The organism is Xanthomonas euvesicatoria, from assembly GCF_013112235.1.
Classification (GTDB): domain Bacteria; phylum Pseudomonadota; class Gammaproteobacteria; order Xanthomonadales; family Xanthomonadaceae; genus Xanthomonas; species Xanthomonas euvesicatoria.
On record NZ_JABFFS010000001.1, the window covers coordinates 2,709,311 to 2,730,897 of the forward strand.

Annotated in this window: 22 protein-coding genes; 4 read left to right on the forward strand and 18 right to left on the reverse strand. The window is 65.9% G+C overall.

Annotated features, from left to right (window positions below):
• Window positions 1-3: 3 nt before the first annotated feature.
• The 17 genes from HLH45_RS11700 to gloA2 all read right to left on the reverse strand — a co-directional run bounded on the left by HLH45_RS11700 (window position 4) and on the right by gloA2 (window position 15,251).
• On the reverse strand, window positions 4-786 hold the full coding sequence (locus HLH45_RS11700; protein WP_008578237.1) for a DUF1295 domain-containing protein: 783 nt from the start codon (window positions 784-786) through the stop codon (window positions 4-6).
• Window positions 783-1,328 (reverse strand): DUF2878 domain-containing protein, encoded by a 546-nt coding sequence (locus tag HLH45_RS11705; RefSeq protein WP_008578238.1) that lies wholly within the window; start codon window positions 1,326-1,328, stop codon window positions 783-785. The genes HLH45_RS11700 and HLH45_RS11705 overlap by 4 nt, the downstream gene beginning before the upstream one ends.
• Window positions 1,325-2,620: an SAM-dependent methyltransferase gene (locus tag HLH45_RS11710; protein ID WP_008578239.1), complete on the reverse strand. Its 1,296-nt coding sequence runs from the start codon at window positions 2,618-2,620 to the stop codon at window positions 1,325-1,327. The genes HLH45_RS11705 and HLH45_RS11710 overlap by 4 nt, the downstream gene beginning before the upstream one ends.
• On the reverse strand, window positions 2,617-3,501 hold the full coding sequence (locus HLH45_RS11715) for a DUF1365 domain-containing protein (RefSeq protein ID WP_008578240.1): 885 nt from the start codon (window positions 3,499-3,501) through the stop codon (window positions 2,617-2,619). Before HLH45_RS11715 ends, HLH45_RS11710 begins: the two co-directional genes overlap by 4 nt.
• A complete protein-coding gene (locus HLH45_RS11720) occupies window positions 3,501-4,751 on the reverse strand; it encodes an NAD(P)/FAD-dependent oxidoreductase (RefSeq protein ID WP_008578241.1) in 1,251 nt (416 codons plus the stop codon). Before HLH45_RS11720 ends, HLH45_RS11715 begins: the two co-directional genes overlap by 1 nt.
• A complete protein-coding gene (locus tag HLH45_RS11725) occupies window positions 4,748-5,746 on the reverse strand; it encodes an acyl-CoA desaturase (protein ID WP_008578242.1) in 999 nt (332 codons plus the stop codon). The genes HLH45_RS11720 and HLH45_RS11725 overlap by 4 nt, the downstream gene beginning before the upstream one ends.
• 222 nt (window positions 5,747-5,968) lie before the next feature.
• Entirely contained in the window at window positions 5,969-6,802 is an 834-nt protein-coding gene (locus HLH45_RS11730) for an anti-sigma factor (protein ID WP_008578243.1), read from the reverse strand.
• Entirely contained in the window at window positions 6,799-7,362 is a 564-nt protein-coding gene (locus HLH45_RS11735; protein WP_008578244.1) for a sigma-70 family RNA polymerase sigma factor, read from the reverse strand. The genes HLH45_RS11730 and HLH45_RS11735 overlap by 4 nt, the downstream gene beginning before the upstream one ends.
• A 58-nt stretch (window positions 7,363-7,420) precedes the next feature.
• Window positions 7,421-7,789: a hypothetical protein gene (locus HLH45_RS11740; RefSeq protein WP_008578245.1), complete on the reverse strand. Its 369-nt coding sequence runs from the start codon at window positions 7,787-7,789 to the stop codon at window positions 7,421-7,423.
• Between the two features lie 85 nt (window positions 7,790-7,874).
• The gene (locus tag HLH45_RS11745) at window positions 7,875-8,663 is read right to left on the reverse strand and encodes a hypothetical protein (protein ID WP_033479578.1); all 789 of its coding nucleotides are present in this window, start codon (window positions 8,661-8,663) and stop codon (window positions 7,875-7,877) included.
• Between the two features lie 611 nt (window positions 8,664-9,274).
• Window positions 9,275-9,703: an Rnf electron transport complex subunit RnfB gene (gene rnfB / locus HLH45_RS11750; protein WP_008578248.1), complete on the reverse strand. Its 429-nt coding sequence runs from the start codon at window positions 9,701-9,703 to the stop codon at window positions 9,275-9,277.
• 1 nt (window position 9,704) lies between these two features.
• Window positions 9,705-10,295: an HAD family hydrolase gene (locus HLH45_RS11755; RefSeq protein ID WP_008578249.1), complete on the reverse strand. Its 591-nt coding sequence runs from the start codon at window positions 10,293-10,295 to the stop codon at window positions 9,705-9,707.
• A 393-nt stretch (window positions 10,296-10,688) separates the two neighbouring features.
• On the reverse strand, window positions 10,689-12,773 hold the full coding sequence (gene metG, locus HLH45_RS11760) for a methionine--tRNA ligase (RefSeq protein WP_008578250.1): 2,085 nt from the start codon (window positions 12,771-12,773) through the stop codon (window positions 10,689-10,691).
• A gap of 246 nt (window positions 12,774-13,019) precedes the next feature.
• Entirely contained in the window at window positions 13,020-13,469 is a 450-nt protein-coding gene (locus tag HLH45_RS11765; RefSeq protein WP_003485424.1) for a DUF2147 domain-containing protein, read from the reverse strand.
• An 89-nt stretch (window positions 13,470-13,558) separates the two neighbouring features.
• Window positions 13,559-14,122 carry a hypothetical protein gene (locus HLH45_RS11770; protein ID WP_033479576.1) on the reverse strand — a complete coding sequence of 188 codons (564 nt, stop codon included), beginning with the start codon at window positions 14,120-14,122 and terminating at the stop codon, window positions 13,559-13,561.
• The gene (locus tag HLH45_RS11775) at window positions 14,112-14,657 is read right to left on the reverse strand and encodes a hypothetical protein (protein WP_008578252.1); all 546 of its coding nucleotides are present in this window, start codon (window positions 14,655-14,657) and stop codon (window positions 14,112-14,114) included. The genes HLH45_RS11770 and HLH45_RS11775 overlap by 11 nt, the downstream gene beginning before the upstream one ends.
• Window positions 14,658-14,861: 204 nt before the next feature.
• Window positions 14,862-15,251, reverse strand: coding sequence for an SMU1112c/YaeR family gloxylase I-like metalloprotein (gene gloA2 / locus HLH45_RS11780; protein ID WP_008578253.1), 390 nt, complete (start codon window positions 15,249-15,251; stop codon window positions 14,862-14,864).
• A 592-nt stretch (window positions 15,252-15,843) separates the two neighbouring features.
• Here gloA2 and HLH45_RS11785 point away from each other — a divergent pair.
• The 4 genes from HLH45_RS11785 to mmuM all read left to right on the forward strand — a co-directional run bounded on the left by HLH45_RS11785 (window position 15,844) and on the right by mmuM (window position 19,505).
• On the forward strand, window positions 15,844-16,524 hold the full coding sequence (locus HLH45_RS11785) for a hypothetical protein (RefSeq protein WP_008578254.1): 681 nt from the start codon (window positions 15,844-15,846) through the stop codon (window positions 16,522-16,524).
• A gap of 55 nt (window positions 16,525-16,579) precedes the next feature.
• Window positions 16,580-17,005, forward strand: coding sequence for a hypothetical protein (locus HLH45_RS11790; protein ID WP_008578255.1), 426 nt, complete (start codon window positions 16,580-16,582; stop codon window positions 17,003-17,005).
• A gap of 140 nt (window positions 17,006-17,145) precedes the next feature.
• Complete coding sequence (gene mmuP, locus HLH45_RS11795; protein ID WP_008578256.1) at window positions 17,146-18,543, forward strand: S-methylmethionine permease; 1,398 nt, start codon at window positions 17,146-17,148, stop codon at window positions 18,541-18,543.
• Complete coding sequence (gene mmuM / locus HLH45_RS11800; protein ID WP_008578257.1) at window positions 18,540-19,505, forward strand: homocysteine S-methyltransferase; 966 nt, start codon at window positions 18,540-18,542, stop codon at window positions 19,503-19,505. The genes mmuP and mmuM overlap by 4 nt, the downstream gene beginning before the upstream one ends.
• A gap of 80 nt (window positions 19,506-19,585) precedes the next feature.
• Here the strand turns inward: mmuM and HLH45_RS11805 are convergent, their stop codons facing one another.
• Window positions 19,586-21,523 (reverse strand): DUF885 domain-containing protein, encoded by a 1,938-nt coding sequence (locus HLH45_RS11805; RefSeq protein ID WP_008578259.1) that lies wholly within the window; start codon window positions 21,521-21,523, stop codon window positions 19,586-19,588.
• Between the last annotated feature and the right edge of the window lie 64 nt (window positions 21,524-21,587).

The following is a 21,587-nucleotide window of genomic DNA, read 5'->3' on the forward strand; positions in this document are numbered from 1 at the left end:
AAATCAGGACGAAGGGGGAAGCGGAAAGAACGCGCTGGTGCTGCGCTGGTACCGGGCATAGTCCTCGCCACGCGAGCGCAGCGCCTGCTGCTCGGTGTAAGGAATGCCGGTGAAGCGATACAGAAACACGAACATCACCACCGGCCCAAGCGCGCACAGCGCCACCGGCCACGGGCCGGCACCGACGGCCAGCGCCAGATACGCGAACCAGTGCACGAACTCGAAAAAATAATTGGGGTGACGCGAATAACGCCACAGCCCGGCGCGACAGGTCTTGCCGCGATTGGCCGGGTTGGCCTTGTGCGCCGACAACTGCCGGTCCGCCAACGCCTCGCCACCGACCGCGATCAACCACACGACGATCGCGATGCCTGTCCATGCGCTCCATTCCGCGTTTGGGTTGCTCGCCGCGGCCAGGAACGGCACCGCGAACAGCACCACCACCCCGGCCTGTGCCAGGAAAAAACCGAGGAACTTGCTCTGGCTGCCGTTCCAATGTTCGCGCAACGCGCGGTACCGGCCGTCTTCATGCGGGTCGCCGAAGACGCGCACGCCCAGGTGCAGCGCCAGACGCGCCCCCCACACGCCCCCGAGCACCGCCACCAGCACGCGCGGCAGCAGTGCGCCCTCGGACATCCACGCACAGTACGGCGCAGCCACCGCCAGGCAGCCCGCCCACAACACATCGACCGGGCCGGCGTTGCCGCTGCGACGCTGCCACAGCCAGCCGATCACCATCACCACGCTTGCGAACACGCCCACATGCAGCAGCGGCCAGGCATTCATTGCAGTTCTCCAGTGGGGTCATCGGGTAATGGTCGCGCCAGCCGGCGTGCATATAGCGACAACACGCCGCAGGCCACGCCCCAGCCGATGCCCACGGCAAGCACGGCATGCAGGTAAGGCGATTGAAATTCCACCGCGTGCCAGCTGCGTTGCGCCAGCCAGTACGAAAACGGCCCGAAGATCGCGCCCAGCAGCACCGCCAGCCACGGCCGCTGCATTGCCGTGGCCAGCGAATGGTTGAGGGTGAGCGCAAAGCCCAGCCACAACGCCAGGATCCACGGCGGCGCCAGCAGGCTGCCCGGCCACGGCGCGGCGTAGCGCACCCAATTGCCCGCTGCCAGCGTGGTGTCCAGCAGCAATCCCAGCGACAAGGCCGCCACCATCAACTGCACGTCGCCGGGCGCGCGTCGCGAAGGCCACAGCTGGTAAAGCGCGAAGACCGCCAGCGCCAGCAGCGTCGGCCAGATGCGCGCATGCGCAGCGGAACCGACCGCGACCAGCCACAGCACCTGCAGGCCGAGGTAGTTGCCGAGCTGCTTCATGCGCCGGCAGTGAGGCCAGGCACGAACTGCGGCGGGCGTGCAGCGGGTTTGCTCAGCCACAAATGCACATCGCCGATCGAGCGTTCCAGAAAGCCGGCCTCGCAATAGGCCAGATAGAACTCCCACATGCGGATGAAGCGCTCGTCGTAGCCCAGCGCACGCACCTGCGGCAACTGCGCCATGAAGCGCTGGCGCCACGCGCGCAAGGTCAGCGCATAGCTCGGGCCGATGTCTTCCAGATTGAACAGGCGCAGATCGCTGGCGCGCGCGATCGCGCCGGTCATCGCCGCAACCGAAGGAATGAAGCTGCCCGGGAAGATATGCCGTTTGATGAAGTCCACCGAGTGCAGCGCCTGCTTGTAGCGGTGGTCTTCGATGGTGATGGCCTGGATCAGCGCTTCGCCATCGTCGGCCAGCAGGCTGCCGACCTTGGCGAAGTAGGTGTCCAGATACTGGTGGCCGATGGCTTCGATCATCTCGATCGAGACCACGCGGTCGAAGCGGCCTTCCAGGTCGCGGTAGTCGTGCAACAGCACCGTCACCCGATCGCTCAGGCCTGCCGCGGCGATGCGTTGGTTGGCCAGTTCGAACTGCTCGCGCGAAATGGTGGTGGTGGTGACGCGGCAGCCGTGTTCGCGTGCGGCGTGCAGCGCAAAGCCGCCCCAGCCGGTGCCGATCTCCAGCACATGATGGTGCGGCGCCAGGCGCAGTTTCTGGCAGATGCGTTCGAGCTTGCGGGTCGCCGCGCGCTCCAGTGCCGCCTCCCCCTGCGCCTCTTCGCCGTCGACAAAGATCGCCGACGAGTACATCAGGTTTTCATCCAGGAACAGCTTGAACAGCGGGTTGCCCAGGTCGTAGTGCGCGGCGATATTGCGCCGGCTGCCGCTGCGGGTATTGCGCGCAAACGCATGCAGGCTGCGCATGGCCCAGCCGCCCAGACGTGCGGTGCCGGTCTCCATCGCGTCCAGCCGCTCGCGGTTGCGCAGCAGCAGCCGCATCAACGCCACCAGGTCGTCGCACTGCCACTGCCCGTCCATATACGACTCGCCTGCACCGACACTGCCGTTGAGCGCCGCCTGGCGATAAAAGCCGGGGTCGATCACGCGCAGCTGCATCTGCAAGGCCTGCGCGCCCGTGGCCGTGCCAAGCGTGGTGACGGTGCCGGCTTCATGCAGCTGCAGCTGCCCGTCACGCAATTGCCCAAGCGTGGCCAGCAGGCGCTTGCGCAGCAGGCGGTCCGTCCAGGAAGCCGCGCGCGGCGCAGCGTGATCGGGCAGGGACGTGGCGTTCATCGGGGTTCTCGCACAGGCGGGTGAGGGTGGTCGTGGACGGGGTTGCCGCGCAGCCACAGGCGCAAGGCCTGCCAGTGGATGGCAATCACCACCCACACCGTCATCAACGGATAAGCCAGCAACGTGCGCGCCAGGTTGCGCGCGGTGAGCGGTTGACGTTGCAGTACCAGGGTGGCGTCGAAGCGGCGCGTGCCGCTGTTGTCGAGGGCACCGCCAGCATCGTCGCCAACGGCGTCCAGCACATCCATGTGCACGCGCAACTGCGCATCCGGCACGCTGAAGCGCCAGTCGTAGCGGTGTTGCATGCCCATGAACGGCGAAACGTGGAAGCGCTTGTCGAAGCGCCACGCATGCACGTCGCGATGCGTGCGCGCCTGCGCGACCGGCAGCACGTAGGTGTGGCGCTGCTGCCAGGGGGTGTTGGTGATTTCGGCCACGATCCAGCGCAGGCCGTCGTGGCGATCGAAGCAATAGTAGAAGCTGACCGGGTTGAACACGTGGCCGAAGTAACGCAGATGGGTCAGCAGCCGGATCGCGCCCTCGGGGCGCTCGCCGGTGTGCGTCTGCACGCAGTCGCGCACGGCCTGGTCCAGCGGAATGCGCGCATCGCCCAGATAGTCGCTGCGCCGGAACTGCGCCAGGTTGGCGCGCCCCACCGACCACAACCAGCGTCGTGCGAACACCTGATCCAGCTCGGACAGATCCAGGTACATCAGGAACAGGCGATGGCGAAAGTGCAGCGCCTTGGGCATGAAGCGCCGGTGCCGCACCCAGCCGGTATAGATCGCGCTGCGCAACGGCGCCTCCACGCGACCGGCGCCGCTGCCCTCGGCAGGGGGCAACGGCACCGCGTCGTGGTGGGCGTCGCGCAGCAACTGCATCACCAATGCACTCCCAGGCCATGCGCGACGTCCACGCCGCTGCGCAGGCCGTCTTCGTGGAAACCGAAGCCCCATGCGGCCCCGGCGAACCAGGTGTGTTGCACACCCTGGATCTCGGCCTTGCGCGCTTGTGCTGCCACTGCTGCGGCGTTCTGCACCGGGTGGCGATAGCGCATGCGCCGCAGCACCTTGCCCGGGTCGATCTCGTGATTGCGATTGAGGCTGACGATGAATGGCTGCGGTGACGCGATCGACTGCAGTGCGTTCATCCAGTAGCTCACCGTGCAGGCGGCATCCGGGTCGGCCGGCACGTGCGCGTTCCATGCTGCCCAGGCGCGCCGGTCGCGCGGCAGCACGCTGGCATCGGTGTGCAGCACGGTGTCGTTGTCCTGGTAGGTGATGCCACCGAGGATGTGGCGTTCGGCCGGCGTGGCGTCGCTGAGCAAACCCAGCGCATCGTCGGCATGGCAGGCCAGCACCACGTGGTCGAAATGTTCCTCGCAACGCGAGGCCTTCAGCACCACGCCATTGGGCGTGCGGCGGATTGCCTGGACCGGCGTGGACAGGCGCTCGATCACCTGCCAGCGCCGCCGCAGCGCACGCACATAGCTGTTGGACCCGCCCCGCACCACCTGCCACTGCGGGCGCCCGCTCAGTTGCAGCATGTGGTGATTGGCCATGAAGCCGATCAACTGGCCCATGGGGAATTCGAGAATGGTCTGCGAAGGCGAGGACCACAGCGCGGACGCCATCGGCACCAGGTGCTGGTCGCGGAATGCATCCGAGTAGCCGTGCCGCTGCAGATACGCGCCCAGCGTGCTGAAACGCTCGTCGCTGTGCAGCACCGCCGGTGCCTGGCGATAGAAGCGGCGCAGGTCGGCCAGCATGCCCCAGAAGCGCGGGCTGAGCAGGTTGCGGCGCTGGCAGAACAACCCGTTCAAGGTGCCGGCGTTGTATTCGAGCCCGCTGCGCGCGTCGTGGACCGAAAAGCTCATCGTGGTCGGCTGCGCGGCCACGTCCAGCTCGGCGAACATGCGCGTGAGCAGCGGGTAATGCTGCGGGTTGAACACGATGAAACCGCTATCCACCGCGTAACGCTGCCCCTCCAGCTCGATGTCGTGCGTGTGCGTATGCCCGCCCAGATAATCGGCTGCCTCGAAAAGGGTCACCTCGTAGCGCCGCGACAACAGCCACGCCGCGCCGAGGCCGGCGATTCCGCTGCCGACCACGGCAATCCTGCCCTCGCTCATCGTTTCACCCGTTCGGCGCGCTGGGTGAGCAGTTTCGGCATCGGCTTGAGGTCCCACACCAGCCCCACCCACGACATCGCGGTGAGTCCGTACCAGGTCGCGTCGTATTCCCACCATCGCAGTCCCTGGCGCGCCGAGCCGGGAAAGAAATGGTGATTGTTGTGCCAGCCTTCGCCGAAGGTGAGCAACGCCAGCAGCCAGTTGTTGCGGCTGTCGTCGCGGGTGTCGAAGCGCCGGCTGCCGAAACGATGCGCCAGCGAGTTGATGGTGAAGGTGGCATGGAACAACGCCACGGTGGAGATCACAAAGCCCCACACCAGCAACTGCGCACCGCTGGTCTTCAGCGCGGGCGCAGCCACTGCCAGCCAGTCGCCGAGCAGGTACAGCCCCAGCGCCAGCAGCACCGGCATCACGATGTCGAAGCGGTCCAGAAAGCGCAGTTCGGCGAAACGGCGTAGGTCGGGGATCACTTCCCAGTCGGTGCGGAAATTGCGCGGGGTCAGGAACCAGCCGGTATGGCTCCACCAGAAGCCGTGCTGCGCCGGTGAATGCGGATCGCGGCCGGTGTCGGTATGCCGATGGTGGTTGCGATGATGCGCCGCCCACCACAACGGCCCGCGCTGCACGCAGGTGGCCCCGATAGCGGCAAAGACGAATTGCAGTGCGCGCGACGTCTTGAACGCGCGGTGCGAGAAGTAGCGGTGATAAAAGCCGGTGAGTGCGAACATGCGCAGCGCGTACAGCGCCACCGCCATGCCCACCGCGAACCAGGATGCACCGACCCAGAACACCGCCAGGCAGGCCAGGTGCAGGGCGATGAAGGGCACGGCACGTAGCCAGTCGATGCGATCGGCACGCGCTTCGTCCAGGGGCTCGTCGGCTTGCGAATCCACCCAGCGACGCAGACTGCCGACGCGTGCGGCCAGGCCGCCACGCGGTGGCGCGGTGGCGGGCTGGGGCGCTGCGGCGTGAGGGTCCAGGCCAGTGCTCGGCACGCGTGATTCTCCATAGGTAGTCGTGACCCAGTACGGACGCTGCCGGCAAACAGATGCACCAGCCCGCTTGATCGTCGCACGCATGGGTGGGGTTCGCTTGGCGTCGCGAATGAATCGCGCAGCTGCGCACACATTGCCCGCGCCAGAGACGTCCGGCGCGGATGAGGCTGTTTTGCAGAGCCCCGCCTGCGAGTGCCCGCAGGCGAGGTTAGGCGCGCTGGATCAGGGAGCCATCGCCAGCGTGCTGATGCCGCCCTTGGCCACCACGGTGCCGGTGGCAACGCCACCGGGCGCGCCGCCCGGCGGCTCCAGCGTGACGGCCAGAATGGCCTCGTTGCTCAACATGGGCATCAACTGATCGGGAATCTGCGCACGGCGTGCACGCTGATCGTCGAAGGTGCCCATCGAATGGGCCTTGCCGTCGGGGGTGATCAGCCACAGCTCCGGCACCTTGTCGGCGGTGGCGGTGCGGTCCAGCGGCGTCACCGTGATGGTGTGCTTGTCGGCGTCCATCAAGGCCACATAACCCGGGCGACCGTCTTCGGTGGCCAGGGTCGAGGTCATGGCGATCCCGGTCGCGGCAGGTGGATTGGTCGCAGGCGGGGTGACCGGGGTCTGCACCACTTCGCCGGTTGACGGCGGCTGCACCGGTGCCGGCGGCGTGCGCACGTTGAGCAGGGCGAGCACGCAGACCGCGGCAGTGGCCAGGCCGCCGACGCTGGCCCAGCGCCAGAACCGCACGTTGTTCCACAACGGGGCCGCGGGCGCGGTCGTGCTGACCGGCGCTGCAGACGGCACCGCGCGCAAGGGCGTATCGAAGCCCAGCGCCTGGCGTACGCGTACCCACACCTGATCCGGTGGCGTCTGCGCCACGATTTCCTCCAGCAGCGGCGCCAGCAGTTCCTGCCACTGCAGCACTGCCTGGGCGAACTGGCCGTCGGTGGCAATGCGTTGTTCGGCCGCCAGGCGTTCTTCTGCGCTCAACAGGCCAAGCACGTATTCGCCAGCCAGTACGTCGCGTGGCGGTTCCTGGTCGATGGGAAAGGGCGTACTCATCGTTCCAGACATGCCTTGAGTTTGGCCAGACCCCGACGGATCCAGCTCTTGACCGTGCCGATCGGCGTATCGGTGCGCGCGGCGAGTTCTTCGTAGGTGATGCCTTCGAAGAACGCCGTGCGAATCAACTCGCTGCGTGGCGGTTCCAGTTCGGCCAGGCAGTGATCGATGCGCCGGCGCGTGCTGGCGCGCTCGGTGCGATCCAGCGGCGAGGCATCGCTGGATCGCAGTTCGCCGGCATCGTCCAGCGCCACGTTGCGGCGCTGCGGCGCGTTGGCGCGCAGATGGTCGATGGCCTTGTTGCGCGCGATCATCGCCAGCCACGTGAGCCCGCGTGCGCGGTTCGGGTCGAACTGCCCGGCCTTGTGCCAGATCAGCGTGAACACGTCCTGCAGCACCTCTTCGGCTTCGGCACGTTGCGGGATCATCCGCAGGCACACGCCGAACAGCTTGGCGGAGGTCTGCCGATACAGCGCTTCGAAAGCATGCCGGTCGCCGCCCGCGGTGGCGGTCAGCAGGCGTCCGGTCTCATCGTCGTCGTGGCCAGGAATGGCACTCATGCGGTCGGGCGTTGGGTGAGGTGGGGGCGATGCTACCGGACTGGGCCGAGCGTGTCTTTCACTTGCGCTGGAACCACAGCAGCACCGCGGCGAGCAACAACAGGATCTCCACCCCGGCAAGCGCAACAGTGGGTGCGGAGACCGGCCACAAGCGCGAGAGCGAGACGCTGCGGAACAGCACGATGGGAACATAGAACGCCAGGGCGACCACCAGGCCGGTGCGGGCTTGGTCGATCCAGGCGAAGTAGCCGAACAGGAACGCCATGCCCAGCTGCAGCCCGCCGTAGATGACCAGATACTCCGATTGCCCGGCCGGCGAGAGCTGGGTATAGCCCACTGCCGTTGCGGTCTTGGCCGGAGAGAGCGTGCACCACACCGCCAGGACGACGTAGAGCACTGCATTGATCCAGAGATAGGCTTTTGCCACGGCGGTGCTCCTGTAGGGGGAATGGGTGCCCGGGCCGTTGTACGCAAGCGCGCGTGGTCGGACGTGAAGATGGCGCGGGCGTGTTTCATGGGGCGCTGCACGAGGTGGCCAGCGGTTGCTCGCGCGCGTCGCGCAATTCCTCGGCACTGGCCGCCCGCGCGGGGGTGTCCGGAAAGACGATGCGCACGCGCGGATAGCGGCCGTTCGCATCGCGCAGATTGCCGACCCCGCGGAACTCGAGCAGCCGCTTGTCGGCGAGCGAATAACGCACCTCCAGCGATGGCACTGCCGCGCCGTACCAGGCATCCAGGCTGATGCGGAAGCGCCGCTGGCCGGCAGCATCGCCCAGGCGTTCGACCCGGAAGCCCAACTGCCGCTGCAGGCTGGGCAGCACGAAGTCCACCTGTTGCGGCGCACGCGCAATGGCGTCCCACTGCTCGCGCAGGTAGGCGTCGAACCCGGCATCGATCACCCGCGCGCCGCCGCCAGACGGCAGCGTGGTGCGGCGTTCGGGTTTGCCCGGGGCGAGCTGGTACATTTCGCGGACGCCGTCGCGTTGGCGTACGCCTTCGCGATATCCGTCGCGTCCATCGATCAGGCTGAAATCAGGCGAGCTGCCGCCGCCGTCGACCTGCTTGCGCGCAAACGCCCGCCCGTCCGGGCAGCGGTACAGCACCAGCCGCCCGCCATCGTCGAGCAACCAGTGCGACTCGCGATACCGCAACGCGCCGTTGTCGCCATCGAAGGCATCGCCGTCCACCCGCGTCACCGCGCCTGCGCCGAGCGGCAGGCTGCCGAGTACCAGCAGCAACAACGGCCGAATCGGCCGGCAACGGACGGTGAGCGCGGCGAGGGTGGCGGCAAGTGGACGCATCGGCAGATCCTCGATGGGGTGCCTACCAATACGGGCGCGGCCGCAGCACGGATGCGCCGGCTGCGTCAGGACGTTCCTGACGGCGCGGTGGTGGGCGCTGGCGTGGCTGGCTTGGGAGTGGTTGGCGACAGTGCTGCAGCGGCACGGCCTCGTGTGGCAACCGGTGGTCTTGCCGCCATGGGCGAGCGAGAGTGACGGCAAGCGTGGTGGCATATGCCACGGCGCGCGCGTAGTGCAACGTTTCCAACGGTGGGCGCATGCGCGCGCGGCACGATCAGGTCGCGCAGTCCGCGGTGGCTCGCGGCCACCGGTCCGCAGCGTGGCGCATCGACATGTCGGTGGCACACGCTTGCATGCGCATGCGACTGGCGCGCAGCCAAACGCGGTTGTAACCCGGAGATTCGGATCAATGCCAACCCGCTTGCGGCGGTGTCGATGTTCTTGGTGCCGGCCTTCCAACCTGCATGCGCAGGCCACTGATCGATCGGGGCATCGCCTGCCTGTCGCGCAGTTCGAAATCTGCCTTTCGCAGCTGGTGGTCATGCTGGACTGCGCGCCAATCCATGAGCATGCAGGCATCGACTGGACGCGGTATCGCGCTGACCGCCGCCTCAGCCGGTCGGATGCAACTCGATGCAATCCACCGGGCACGCCGGCAGACACAGTTCGCAACCGGTACACAACGGTGCGATCACCGTGTGCATATGCTTGGCGCCGCCGACGATGGCATCCACCGGGCAGGCCTGGATGCATTTGGTGCAGCCGATGCAGTCGGCTTCCACGATCCAGGCCACCTGCGGCAGTTTGTGTGCGCCGCGACTGCGATCGTAGGGACGTGCAGGCACGCCCAGCACTTGCGCCAAGGCGCGTGCCCCGGCATCGCCGCCGGGCGGGCAGTGATCGATCGTCGCCTGGCCATCTGCCATCGCCTGCGCGTACGGACGACAGCCGTCATACCCGCATTGCCCGCATTGGGTCTGCGGCAGCAGGCGGTCGAGGCGTTCGACCAGATCGGGTGCAGGGGCGGACGTCGCGGCCATTTCAGTGCAGCAGATGCCCGCGATACCAGCGTTGTTGCGCAAGCGCGAGCATCGGTTTGTCTTCGCGGCTGTCGCCATAGGCGTGCACGCAGTCGTACCGATGCAAGTCGTATTGACTGCAAATCCGCGCGACCTTGTGCGGCCCGCAATCGCCGTCGGCATAGCGCCCGCTCAGCACACCTGCAGCGTGTTCCAGCCGATTGCAGATCAGCGACAACCCATGCTGGGTACACCACGGTTGCAGATACAGATCCAGCGATGCCGACACCAGCACCACTTCATGTCCCTGCGCCTGATGCCAGTCGATACGTTGCATCATCTCGCCGCGCAGCATGCCTGGCAGCGCGGTGCGCGCGTACTCGGCGCCATGCGCGTCCATCTCATCGAGCGAGCGGCCGCTGAAAACCAGCCGCGTCACCCGCGCGCGCAGTGCGGCGGCAGACACCACGCCCATCCGGAACCCCAGCACCCATGGCCCCGCCTGCCATCTGGCCGCGGCAACCTGCGCCGGCGTTGCCACCTTGCGCAGGAAACGGCCATAGCTGTCGCAGGTGGTGATGGTGTGGTCGAAGTCGAACAGGGCCAGGTGCATTGGGGCGTGGATGGTGGATTGGAGTTGGTTGAAGCTGTGCCGGATGTCCCTTCCCCCACCGGGACATTGTCCTCCTTCATGGGGGAGAAGGTGCCCCGCAGCGGCGGATGAGGGTACGAGCGAAGCCACGTGCAGCGACAACCACACCAGAGCTTCGCCCCGACCTCACCCCAACCCCTCTCCCGCAGGAGAGGGGTTTGAGAGCGCGCTGTTCGCGCATCCCTCATCAGTTCGTGTTTTCCAATATGTTTTGTCAGCCTCTCAAGCGCAAATCGCTGTGTGGATGTCGGGTGCGGCGATTCTCAAGCTCGCAATCAGCAGACCTTGCAGACTCCGCTTTTACGATTCCCGATTCCCAACTCCCAACTCCCAACTCCCAACTCCCCAATCCCATTACCTGACCGGCATGCCCGGCTGTGCGCCGCTGTCGGCATCCAGCAGCGCCAGCGCGCCGCCGTCGAAGCCGGCCGACAAGATCATGCCTTCGCTGATGCCAAAACGCATCTTGCGTGGGGCCAGGTTGGCAATGAACACCACGCTGCGGCCGACCAGTGCGTCCGGCTCGCCGTAGCTGGCGCGAATGCCGGAGAAGATCTGCCGCTTGCCCAGTTCACCGGCGTCCAGTTCGAAACGCAGCAACTTGTCCGAGCCTTCCACGAATTCGCACACCAGCACCTTGCCGATGCGCAGGTCGAGCTTGGCAAAGTCATCCATGCCGATGAAGCCGGGATTGGTGCTTTGGGATTCGGGATTCGCAACGGCGGCAGGCTTTGCGTCGGCCCTGCTCGGTGCGGGCTTGGTGGTTGCAGCCGGTGCCGCAGGTGCGGCCATCGTGTCTTTGGAAGCGTCGGTCATGGCGTCGATCAGTTTGGGGTCGATACGGGTAAACAGGGCGGTGTAGGGCTGGATCGTGTGCGCTGTCAGCGGGCGGACCACGTCTTCCCAACTGGTCATCGGCGCCGACAGGAAGGCTTCGGCTTCGGCGCAGGTGCGCGGCAGGATCGGCTTGAGCGCGGCCACCAGGATGCGGAACAGGTTCAGGCCCTGCGTGCAGACCGACTGCAGCTGCGCATCGGCGCCGTCCTGCTTGGCGATCACCCACGGCTTGGTGTCGTCGATGTACTTGTTGGCCTCGTCGGCCAGCGCCATGGTCTGGCGGATCGCGCTGGCCGCGTCGTTGCGCTCGTAGGCCTCGCGGATCGGCGCCAGCGCGGCGACGAAGCGGTCGTACTGGTCGGCATCGGGTAGCGCATCAGCCAGCTTGCCGTCGAAGCGCTTGCCGATGAAGCCCGCGCAGCGGCTGGCCAGGTTGACGAACTTGCCGACCAGGTCCGCATTCACCCGCGCGATGAAATCGCCCAGGTTGAGGTCCAGGTCGTCCACGCCGCCGGAAGACTTGGCCGCGAAGTAGTAACGCAGCGCTTCCGGTTCAAGGCCCACATCCAGGAAGGTCCGCGCCATGACGAAGGTGCCGCGCGACTTGGACATCTTGGCCCCGTCCACCGTCAGGTAGCCATTGACGTGCAGGCGGGTCGGCGCGCGGTGGCCAGTGCCGTGCAGCACCGCCGGCCAGAACAGGCCGTGGAAATTGACGATGTCCTTGCCGATGAAGTGATGCAACTCGGTCTGGGTGCCGGCCACCAGATGCGAGGCGAAGTCCTCGCCCATCTGCGCGCACAGCGTCTTGAAGCTGCACAGGTAGCCGATCGGCGCATCCAGCCACACGTAGAAATACTTGCCCGGCTGGCCGGGAATCTGGAAGCCGAAATACGGCGCATCGCGCGAAATGTCCCAGGCGCGCAGGCCGCCCTCGGCATCCAGCCATTCCTTGAGCTTGGCCTTGACCCCGGGCAGCGCCACATCGCCGGCAAGCCACTCGCGCAGGAAGCCGTCGAAGTGGCCCACTTCGAAGAAGAAGTGTTCCGAATCGCGCAGTTCCGGGGTGGCACCTGAAATCACCGACTTCGGTTCCTTCAGCTCGGTGGGCGCATAGGTGGCGCCGCACACTTCGCAGTTGTCGCCGTACTGGTCGGGGCTGCCGCAGTTGGGGCAGATGCCCTTGATGTAGCGGTCCGGCAGGAACATGCCCTTGGCCGTATCGTAGAACTGCGCCACCGAGCGGCGGCTGATGTGGCCGGCGGCCTCCAGCTTGGCGTAGAAGGCTTCGGTGAGCTCGCGATTGACCGGCGAATTGGTCGAATCGTAATGGTCGAAGGTCACGCCGAACGCGGCGAAATCGCGCTCGTGGCTGGCCTGGATGTTGGCGATGAAGGCTTCCGGGGTCACCCCGGCCTTCTCTGCAGCCAGCATGATCGGCGTGCCATGGGTGTCGTCGGCACAGACGAACCAGGTCTTGTCGCCGCGCAACCGGCGCGCGCGCACCCAGATATCGGCCTGGATGTAGCCGACCAGATGGCCAAGATGCAGCGGGCCGTTGGCGTAGGGCAGGGCAGTAGTGACGAGTGCGGTGCGGGTCATGGCGGGCGTAATGCGGGGGACGCGCGATTATCGCATTAGTCGTGAGCCGGGATTGGGGATTGGGGATTCGTCAAAGCAGGATCAAGCCGCCTGCCTGTCGAGCCGCGCGGCGTTAGCCATCTCTGCAGCAGCGGCAGCCGTTGATCCTGCTTGCAGGCAAGCCCCAAAATGCGCCTGTGCACAAAAAAGGGCGCCCCGAAGGACGCCCGCTCTTGCAAATCCCGAATCACCAATCTCGAATCCCGATTACTCACGCACCCACGTCTGGGTACGGCCCAGCGCTTCGATGCCGACGTAGCCGCGCATCTGCAGCTTCTTGCCGCCGTCGGTGAGGGTGATCTTGGACTTGTAGGTCTTGCCCTTGGCCGGGTCGAGTACCGAACCACCGCTCCACACTGCGGTGCCGTCGGGCTTGAGGCCCCACAGGATGGTCATGCCCTTGATCGGCTTGCCCTTGAGTGCGCCGTCGCACTTGTCGCAGACCGGGTTGGGTCCCTTGGACGACTGCAGGATCTCGACCACCTTGCCGCTCAGCGTGCCATTGGCGGCCTGCTCGATCTGCACCACCGACTTGGGCTTGCCGGTTTCATCGTCGATGGTCGTCCAGCGGCCCACCGGCGAATCGGCCGCATGGGCCATCAGCGAAGCGGCCGCCAGCGGCAGCGCGAGCAACAGGGTCTTGAAGGTCTTGCGCATGGTTCCCCTCCCAGGGTTTGCTAGGGCCGCCGTCGGCGGCCTGATCGCGAATGTATACCGTGGGGTATGGTGCGGGAAAGTCAGGGCGTTCAGTTTGAAACGGGGCAACGCGATGCCGCCACCGTCTGCTCGGCCATGAGGCGTGTTCGTCCCTGCTGGGTGACGATGCGGAACATCTCCACCTCGCACTGCTGCCCTTGCAACAGGAGGGTGGCGACATAATCCTGGCCGGCCTCAGGGACAAAGCTGCGGCTTACGGTACATAGCGGTGCGTTCACTACGCAGCGGTTGTCCATGCAGCCACCTGCCGACAGCGACAGGGTGAGCGGCTCGCCTGCCTTGACCTGCGTTTCAGTCACGTAGCGTCCTCCGCTGACGGCAACGGCAGGTATCCCTATCTTCTGCCCTGCGCCCGTGCCGAATGGACCGGGCCGCGAGCTTGGCGCAATTCCGGCGCCACGGATCGCTCCGCCGACGCATGTGCGGTTTGGATAAAGCACGGGTGCGGGTCGTTCGGTGACCAAGCGGATACGCGCACGCGGCCCATCGCGTGGCTCATCGAAGGTCGACAAGGAAATCGACGCGCTGCGCGTCATCCCACAACCGGCCAGAAGCGCGACCAGTGCCGTGATCAGGATGCGTCTAGTCGGCATGGCACTCGCCTGAAATCGGAACAACTTCCACATCTGCCGGGGCAAGGCCGGTCTTTTCGTCGATGACGGTAAGCAGGCAGCGTTGATCATCATAGAGCTGGCTAGCGACATAGTGCTCGCCAGGCGCGGGCGTGAATGTCACCAGGTTGGTGCAATTGTTTGTGGTCAGGCTCCGACGACGCGAGTCGAGCGTTTGCACCATTCGTGCACGTAAAAACAGCTGTCTGTCGGGGACAACCGAATACGCCTCGCGAGACTGATTGTTGCTCAACTTCCCGAGCACGCCGTTGACGGGCGGCGTCAGTGCGCCCAGAAATCCGCCATGGCCACCCTTTGCGCAGCTGGCATCGTCGAAAACATCGAAGTATTGGACCGGCTCGATGGGTATCGGGTTGGGCCTGGTGGGCTTGGCCAGCGACAGGGTGGCGAACGGCTCGCCAGGTTTTGGCGCGACATAGCGCTTGGGGAAAAGAAAACCGCAGCCGGCAAGTACGATCGCCACGGCTACAACGATGCGCAAGATGAAATGAAACATGCGTCAGGTCCGGCATGGCGTACGTTGTCTGTGCCGCATCCATGCCTGCGACGCCACCGCGGCGACATGACGCCAGCCTCTTGATAACGGCCGCTCGTCCCTGCGCTTGAGTCACGCGGTCGATACCTTTGCGAGGCGAAGGTCGGCGTATGACTCAACGGGTACGCGTGCCTCGCTGCCCTGCGGTTCCGTCAGGCATACGCGCTAGCCGACCTCGTACAACTCCAGCGGCAGCTCGTCCGGATCTGCAAAAAAGGTAAAGCGGCGGCCGGTGTATTCGTCGATGCGGATGTCTTCGGTGGCCACGCCGGATGCATTGAGGTGCGCAACCGCGCTGTCCAGATCTGCGACGCGAAACGCCAGGTGGCGCAGCCCTTGGGCTTCAGGGCGGCTGGGGCGTGCCGGGGCAGCGGGGAACGAGAACAACTCGATCTGTCCGCCATCGGGCAGCGCCAGATCCAGCTTCCACGAATCGCGCGCCTGTCGGTAATGCTCGTCGAGCACACGCAGGCCCAGGATCTGGCAATAGAACCGTTTGGAACGCGCGTAGTCGCCGGCGATGATCGCCACATGGTGGATGCCGGCGAGCATCATGCCGCGCTCCGGCGCATTGACGTTGACCGGCCGGGCAGTGCCGGCACGCTCGACGGCGCCTCGCGTGCAGATAGCAGGCGCCCGTCCGCGATGCAGGACGCAGCACCGTTATCGCACGCAGCGTGCTGTGGCCTTGGCAGATTTGTGGGCAAGCGCCCGGCAAGCAGGCAGTGCACGGATGTTTGCGCAGATGGAAGGTAATGGTGTGGCATGTCAGAGGACCAGCAGAAACCAATCGGCAGCATAACCGCCCGAGCGTTAGCCGCAGGTCCTGTTTCACCGCGCGCCTACGCATGGCTGTGCCGGTCTGCGCGCGTTTGGCAGGATGGCCGATCGACATCGGGCGGGGTTATGCAATGCGCGTGACGCAGCGCTCCGTGCGTGCACATCGAAGACCACCGCACGGCTGACGCGCGCATGGCGCCAGCACAGACGTGCAGCGCCAACATCCTCCGCGTGGCAGGCCGATCTCAGGGGTTTGCCGATGGACTGCACTGTCGCCGCCACCGATGCTGGACACCGATGTCGCACCGGCGCGCGTTTTGCATGACGCGGCCGCGGCATCGTCCTTCCATGCCAACCGAGCCTGCCCATGTCCATTCTTGCGTTCCAGCCGCAGAATCTCAAATCCATCCCCCAGGGCGTGCATGTGATCCGGCACCCGGCCGGCACGCTGCCCGATCGCGACGCCATCGTCGCGGCCTTGCCGCGCACCGAGCAGGGCACGCCGCAGTTGCATTACGACACGCTGTGGATCGGCGGCGGCCACGGCGATGTCGACAACCAAGGAGCACCGACCAAGTTAAACGACTGCACAGGTGTCGAAAAGGTCACGAGCTTCATCGAGGATCTGGTCACCATCGGCATCCGCACGCCGGCGCTGATCGTCGATAGCTGCTTTTCGCTGGCCTGGCTGCCGCAATTTGCTCCCCTGCTCACCGAGGACGGCATGTTTGCCGGCTGGTCGTGCATCTGCAGCGTCAATCGCCTCGAACTGCTGACATCGCACCGGTTGCCGGCGCTGGTGGAGCAGATCGAGATCAATATGGACACGGCGACGTCCAGCCAGGTGGTCTACATCGCACGTGATCGGTTGCTGATCCGCTATGCGCAGTTGACCGAGAGCGTGGAGGTTAAGGCCGCCGATCTCACCGATGCCCAGGTAGCCCTCGCCCGCGTCGGCAAGGCGACCTGGCAGGGCAGGCCGCTGATCGCCACCGACCAGCGCATCGAGGACCGCACGCGGTTCATCGAACGCCTGCACCAGCTCTGACCGGCCCGGCACCGTCGCCCATCCGGTCATCCACCCAACACCAGAGGATTTCTCCATGACCACCTACACCAACAACGGCACCGGCACGTTCAGTAGTGCCAGCAACGCGATCCGCAGGCATGTGCTCGACGACTACCTGGCGGCGAAGATCGCCAACCATCTCGGCATCCGCCGCAGCGATGTCAACGACGGTACCGTGATCCAGGTCCCCGCCAACTACGCCAACAGCGAAGGCGTGATTTCGGGCATGGAACTGGTCAAAGGCCTGCGTGTGGACCTGCAGCGCGCGCAGGCCCACGACGGTAATACCTACGCAACCTGGCAGGTGCAGTGGGGCACCGGCAGCAACGGCAAAACCGGCGGTGCCTATGCCGGCGTGTTGATGCGAGTGGCGACCGACTTCACGTTCGCCGAGTTTCGCAAAGCGATGAGCGAGAGCTTCGGCTATACACCAGGCGCCTATTGCCGGCTCGATCCCTGACCGGCACGGCGAACGAACCGATCGGCAGCATCACCGCCCGCCAGTCAGAGGCGGGCCCTCGCCCACGGCTGGCCCGCGCACGGCTGTGCCCGTCTGGCTGCGCGTGGCAGGATAAAGCTTCCCCCCGATCAGATGCGCCCATGCCCGAATCGTCGTCTGCCACCGCGCCGCAGTTCCAGCGCAGCATGCAGGTGCGCCATCTGGTGATGCTGTCGCTGGGCGGCGTGATCGGCACCGGCCTGTTTTTCAACACCGGGTACATCATTGCCAGCACCGGCGCGCTTGGCACGGTACTGGCGTATCTGATCGGCGCACTGGTGGTGTACCTGGTGATGCAATGCCTGGGCGAGCTGGCGGTGGCGATGCCGCAAACCGGTGCGTTTCACGTGTATGCCGCGCGTTACCTCGGCCCGGCGACCGGCTACGTGGTGGCGTGGTTGTACTGGTTGACCTGGACGGTGGCATTGGGCTCGAGCCTGACTGCCGCAGCGTTCTGCATGCAGTACTGGTTTCCGCACAGTCCGGCGTGGCCCTGGTGCCTGCTGTTCTGCGCGCTGATCTTCGCCCTGAATACAGTCTCGGCGCGCTGGTTTGCCGAAGGCGAGTTCTGGTTTTCGTTGATCAAGGTGGTCACCATCCTGGTATTCATCGTGCTTGGCGGCGCGGCGGTGATCGGTCTGTTGCCGTTGGCCGATGGTTCGCCCGCACCGGGGCTGCGCCATCTGCGCGCCGAGGGCTGGTTTGCGCATGGCGCGCTGCCGATCTTGATGACGATGGTGGCGGTGAATTTCGCATTTTCCGGCACCGAGTTGATCGGTGTGGCGGCCGGCGAAACCGCCCAGCCTGCACGCGCGATTCCGCTGGCAATCCGCACCACGCTGGTGCGGCTGGTGGTGCTGTTCGTCGGCACGGTGCTGGTGCTTGCGGCGCTGCTTCCCGCCAAACAAGCGGCGGTGGAAACCAGCCCGTTCGTGCGCGCCTTCGAGCTGTTGGGCATTCCATATGCAGCCGACATCTTGAACGCGGTGATCCTCACTGCGATCCTGTCGGCGGCCAATTCCGGTCTGTATGCAGCCGCGCGCATGCTGTGGTCGTTGGCCAATGAAGGCACGTTGCCGAGTGGCCTGGCGCGCTTGACCGGCCGTGGCATTCCACTGCGTGCCGTGTCGCTGAGCATGCTGGGCGGCTTGCTGGCGCTGCTCACCGGCGTGTATGCGCCAGAGACGGTGTTCGTTGCGATCTCGGCGGTCTCGGGATTCGCGGTCGTGGTGGTGTGGCTGAGCATCTGCGCGGCGCATTACCGTTTCCGTCGCCAACTGCTGCGCGATGGCGCTGCGCTGGAAACGTTGGCGTATCGCGCGCCGTGGTACCCATGGACCCCAATTCTGGGCTTTTCGCTGTGTCTGCTCGCCTGCATCGGCCTGGCATTTGATCCGCAGCAGCGCATTGCGCTGTGGTGCGGTGTTCCGTTCGTCGCGCTGTGCTATGGCGCCTACGCACTGACTCAATGGCTTGCGGCCCGGAGACTGCACGCATGACGATTCTTCCACGCCAGCCGCGCGCCAACGCACCTTTCAGCCAGGCCTTGCAGCACGATGGCTATGTGGTGCTGGATGGCGCGCTGGCCACCGAGCTGGAACAGCGCGGCTGCGATCTCAACGATGCGCTGTGGTCGGCGCGCGTGCTGATGGAGCAGCCGGAGCTGATCTATCAGGTGCATCGCGACTACTTCGCTGCCGGTGCGCAATGCGCGATCACCGCCAGTTATCAGGCCACGCCGCTGGGATTTGCCGCACGCGGACTGGATGCTGCGCAAGCGCAGGCGTTGATCGCTCGCAGCGTGGCGCTGGCGGCGCAGGCGCGTGCCGATCATCTGACCCTGCACCCGTATGCGGCGCCGCTGTGGGTGGCCGGCTCGGTGGGGCCGTATGGCGCGTATCTGGCCGATGGCTCGGAATATCGTGGCGACTACGTGCTGCCGATCGAGCAGTTGATGGATTTCCATCGCCCGCGCATCGCCGCGCTGGCCGAGGCGGGCGTGGATCTGCTGGCTTGCGAGACGCTGCCATCGGCCAGCGAAATCGTGGCCCTGCGGCAGTTGCTGCAGCACGAATTTCCGCAGCTGCATGCCTGGTTTTCCTTCACCTTGCGCGATGCGGCGCATCTGAGCGACGGCACGCCGCTGGCGCAGGTGGTGCCGGCGCTGGATGCCTGCGCGCAGGTGATTGCGGTGGGCATCAACTGCATTGCACTGGATCAGGCGAGCGCTGCATTGCACAGCCTTGCGGCGTTGACTGCGCTGCCGCTGGTGGTATATCCGAACTCGGGCGAGCACTACGACGCCAGCGACAAGCGCTGGCACGCCGGTCACGGGGCTGCGCTCACGTTGGCCGACCAGCATGCGCACTGGTTGGCGGCTGGCGCGCGCTTGATCGGTGGCTGCTGCCGCACCGCACCGCGCGATATCGCCGCGCTGGCGGCGGCGCGTGCGCTGGGCTGACCCGACCTGCGAACGCGCGCGCATCGAAGGCCTACCCGCAGTAACGGGTCAGCAGCGTCCAACTACCGTAGCCGTACGCTTTATCCCTTCTGCGTGGCGATCCAGCGCTGGATCTTGTCCTGCAAGATATCCAGCGGCACCGAGCCGTCCTTGAGTACTTCGGTGTGGAAGGCGCGGACATCGAAGCGTGGGCCCAGCTCGCGCTGCGCCTGCTCGCGCAATTGCGCAATCTTCATCTCGCCCACCTTGTAGGCCAGCGCCTGGCCGGGGATGGCCATGTAGCGGTCGACCTCGGCTTCGGCATCGGCACGGCTCATGGCGGAGTTGTCCACCATGTAGTCGATGGCCTGGCTACGCGTCCAGCCCTTGCTGTGCAGGCCGGTGTCGGTGACCAGGCGAATCGAGCGCCACAAGGCGTTCTGCAGATAGCCGTAGTAGTTGTAGGGGTCGTCATACAGCCCTAGCTCGCGGCCAAGCGATTCGGCATACAGGCCCCAGCCTTCGATGTAGGCGGTCTCACCGCCCAGGCGGCGGAACTTGGGCAGGTCGGTCAACTGCTGCTGCAACCCCAGCTGGTAGTGGTGGCCGGGCACCGCTTCGTGCAGGTACAGGCTCTCGGCCTCCCAGGTCTTGCGTGAAGGCAGGTCCGAGGTGTTGACGTAGAAGATGCCCGGCGTGCTGCCGTCGCCGCTTGGGCGCATGTACGAGCCGCTGGCGGCCGATTGCGCACGCTGCGGTTCCACCGCACGAACTTCCAGCGCCGGCATGCCCTGGGTGTTGAACAGCCGCGGCACCGCCAGCTGCACGCGGCCCTGCAGGCTGCGGTACGTGCCCAGCAACTCGGTGTCGCTGCGGAAGCCGAAGCGCCGGTCGGTCTGCATGAACTTGTAGAACTTGGGCAGGTTGCCGCGGAATTTGACCTGTTTGGCCACTGCCTGGATTTCTCCCTGCAGGCGAGCGACCTCATCCAGGCCGATCTGATGCACCTGTTCCGGGGTCAAATCCGTGGTGGTGCTCTGGCGTACGTCATAGGCGTACCACGCCGCGCCATTGGGCAATGCCGCCAGTCCATCGCTATCGCGGCAGGCGGGCAGGTATTCGGTGGCGATGAAGCCGCGCAACGCGCGGTAGGCCGGCATGATGCGCACTTCGATCATGCGCTTGTACTCGGCAGTGATGCGCTGCTTGTCGGCCTCGGGCATGTCGGCGGGCAGGTTGCGCACCGGCCCCCAGAACAGGCTGTCTTCGGCATTGCGCGCGATGATCGCGTCCAGCTGCGGCAGCACCTTCTGCATCAGCACCTTGGGCTGCACCACGCCGGCCTGCATGCCGGCACGCATGTTGGCGATGGCCTGCTCGAACAGGTCGGGAATGCCGAGCGCACGCCGCGACCAGTTGTCGTAATCCTTGACCGTCTTGAACGGCTGCGCGCCGGTGCCCGAGCCCAGCACCACCGCAATGCTGGCGATGTTGTAGAACTGGTTGATCGGCAGCATCCAGCTGGGGAACTGCTCGGCGGCCAGTGCGCTGCGCGCATCGCGCACGAAGATCTGGTAACTGAGCAGGTCCTGCCCACTCAGCCCATCGGGCCCCAGCGCCTCGGCCTTGCCCAGCCACAGTACGGTGAAATCGTGCGATTGCTGGCGGAATGCCGGCGACAGGAAGTTCGGCAACTGGTCGTTGTAGCGGCTCTCGCCCTGGAAGGTGGCCTGCAGCGGGTTGAGCTTGAGCGAGGCGTCCCAGTATTGGTCGTACAGCAGGTTGAGCTGCTGCGCCTTGGTCAGCACCACCGGCGCGGCCACCGTGCGTGGCCTGACCTTGGCGGCCTTGCTGCCCTTGCCCTTGGTGCTTTTGGCTGCCGGCTTGGCGGTCTTCTTGCCTTTGCTCGCCTTCGCGCGCGTTTGCGTGGTCTGTGCCTTGGCGGTCTTCTTCTTGGCCGCATCGGCCGGCGCCGCCAGCGACAGGCTCACGAGGGCGGCCATGGCCAGGGACAGCAGGCGGGAAAAGCTGAGGGGCATTACCGGCTCCGGAAACAAGCGAGGGGGGAGCTTGCCCGATCCGCACGGTTACGGCCACCCATTG

Excerpts from the sequence above, each read along its gene's own strand:
- HLH45_RS11700 (WP_008578237.1), bottom strand. The coding sequence starts at position 786 with ATGAATGCCTGGCCGCTGCTGCATGTGGGCGTGTTCGCAAGCGTGGTG.
- HLH45_RS11705 (WP_008578238.1), bottom strand. The coding sequence starts at position 1,328 with ATGAAGCAGCTCGGCAACTACCTCGGCCTGCAGGTGCTGTGGCTGGTC.
- HLH45_RS11710 (WP_008578239.1), bottom strand. The coding sequence starts at position 2,620 with ATGAACGCCACGTCCCTGCCCGATCACGCTGCGCCGCGCGCGGCTTCC.
- HLH45_RS11715 (WP_008578240.1), bottom strand. The coding sequence starts at position 3,501 with ATGCAGTTGCTGCGCGACGCCCACCACGACGCGGTGCCGTTGCCCCCT.
- HLH45_RS11720 (WP_008578241.1), bottom strand. The coding sequence starts at position 4,751 with ATGAGCGAGGGCAGGATTGCCGTGGTCGGCAGCGGAATCGCCGGCCTC.
- HLH45_RS11730 (WP_008578243.1), bottom strand. The coding sequence starts at position 6,802 with ATGAGTACGCCCTTTCCCATCGACCAGGAACCGCCACGCGACGTACTG.
- HLH45_RS11735 (WP_008578244.1), bottom strand. The coding sequence starts at position 7,362 with ATGAGTGCCATTCCTGGCCACGACGACGATGAGACCGGACGCCTGCTG.
- HLH45_RS11745 (WP_033479578.1), bottom strand. The coding sequence starts at position 8,663 with ATGCGTCCACTTGCCGCCACCCTCGCCGCGCTCACCGTCCGTTGCCGG.
- rnfB (WP_008578248.1), bottom strand. The coding sequence starts at position 9,703 with ATGGCCGCGACGTCCGCCCCTGCACCCGATCTGGTCGAACGCCTCGAC.
- HLH45_RS11755 (WP_008578249.1), bottom strand. The coding sequence starts at position 10,295 with ATGCACCTGGCCCTGTTCGACTTCGACCACACCATCACCACCTGCGAC.
- metG (WP_008578250.1), bottom strand. The coding sequence starts at position 12,773 with ATGACCCGCACCGCACTCGTCACTACTGCCCTGCCCTACGCCAACGGC.
- HLH45_RS11765 (WP_003485424.1), bottom strand. The coding sequence starts at position 13,469 with ATGCGCAAGACCTTCAAGACCCTGTTGCTCGCGCTGCCGCTGGCGGCC.
- HLH45_RS11770 (WP_033479576.1), bottom strand. The coding sequence starts at position 14,122 with ATGCCGACTAGACGCATCCTGATCACGGCACTGGTCGCGCTTCTGGCC.
- HLH45_RS11775 (WP_008578252.1), bottom strand. The coding sequence starts at position 14,657 with ATGTTTCATTTCATCTTGCGCATCGTTGTAGCCGTGGCGATCGTACTT.
- gloA2 (WP_008578253.1), bottom strand. The coding sequence starts at position 15,251 with ATGATGCTCGCCGGCATCCACCATGTGGCGATCATCGCCGGCGACTAC.
- HLH45_RS11785 (WP_008578254.1), top strand. The coding sequence starts at position 15,844 with ATGTCCATTCTTGCGTTCCAGCCGCAGAATCTCAAATCCATCCCCCAG.
- HLH45_RS11790 (WP_008578255.1), top strand. The coding sequence starts at position 16,580 with ATGACCACCTACACCAACAACGGCACCGGCACGTTCAGTAGTGCCAGC.
- mmuP (WP_008578256.1), top strand. The coding sequence starts at position 17,146 with ATGCCCGAATCGTCGTCTGCCACCGCGCCGCAGTTCCAGCGCAGCATG.
- mmuM (WP_008578257.1), top strand. The coding sequence starts at position 18,540 with ATGACGATTCTTCCACGCCAGCCGCGCGCCAACGCACCTTTCAGCCAG.
- HLH45_RS11805 (WP_008578259.1), bottom strand. The coding sequence starts at position 21,523 with ATGCCCCTCAGCTTTTCCCGCCTGCTGTCCCTGGCCATGGCCGCCCTC.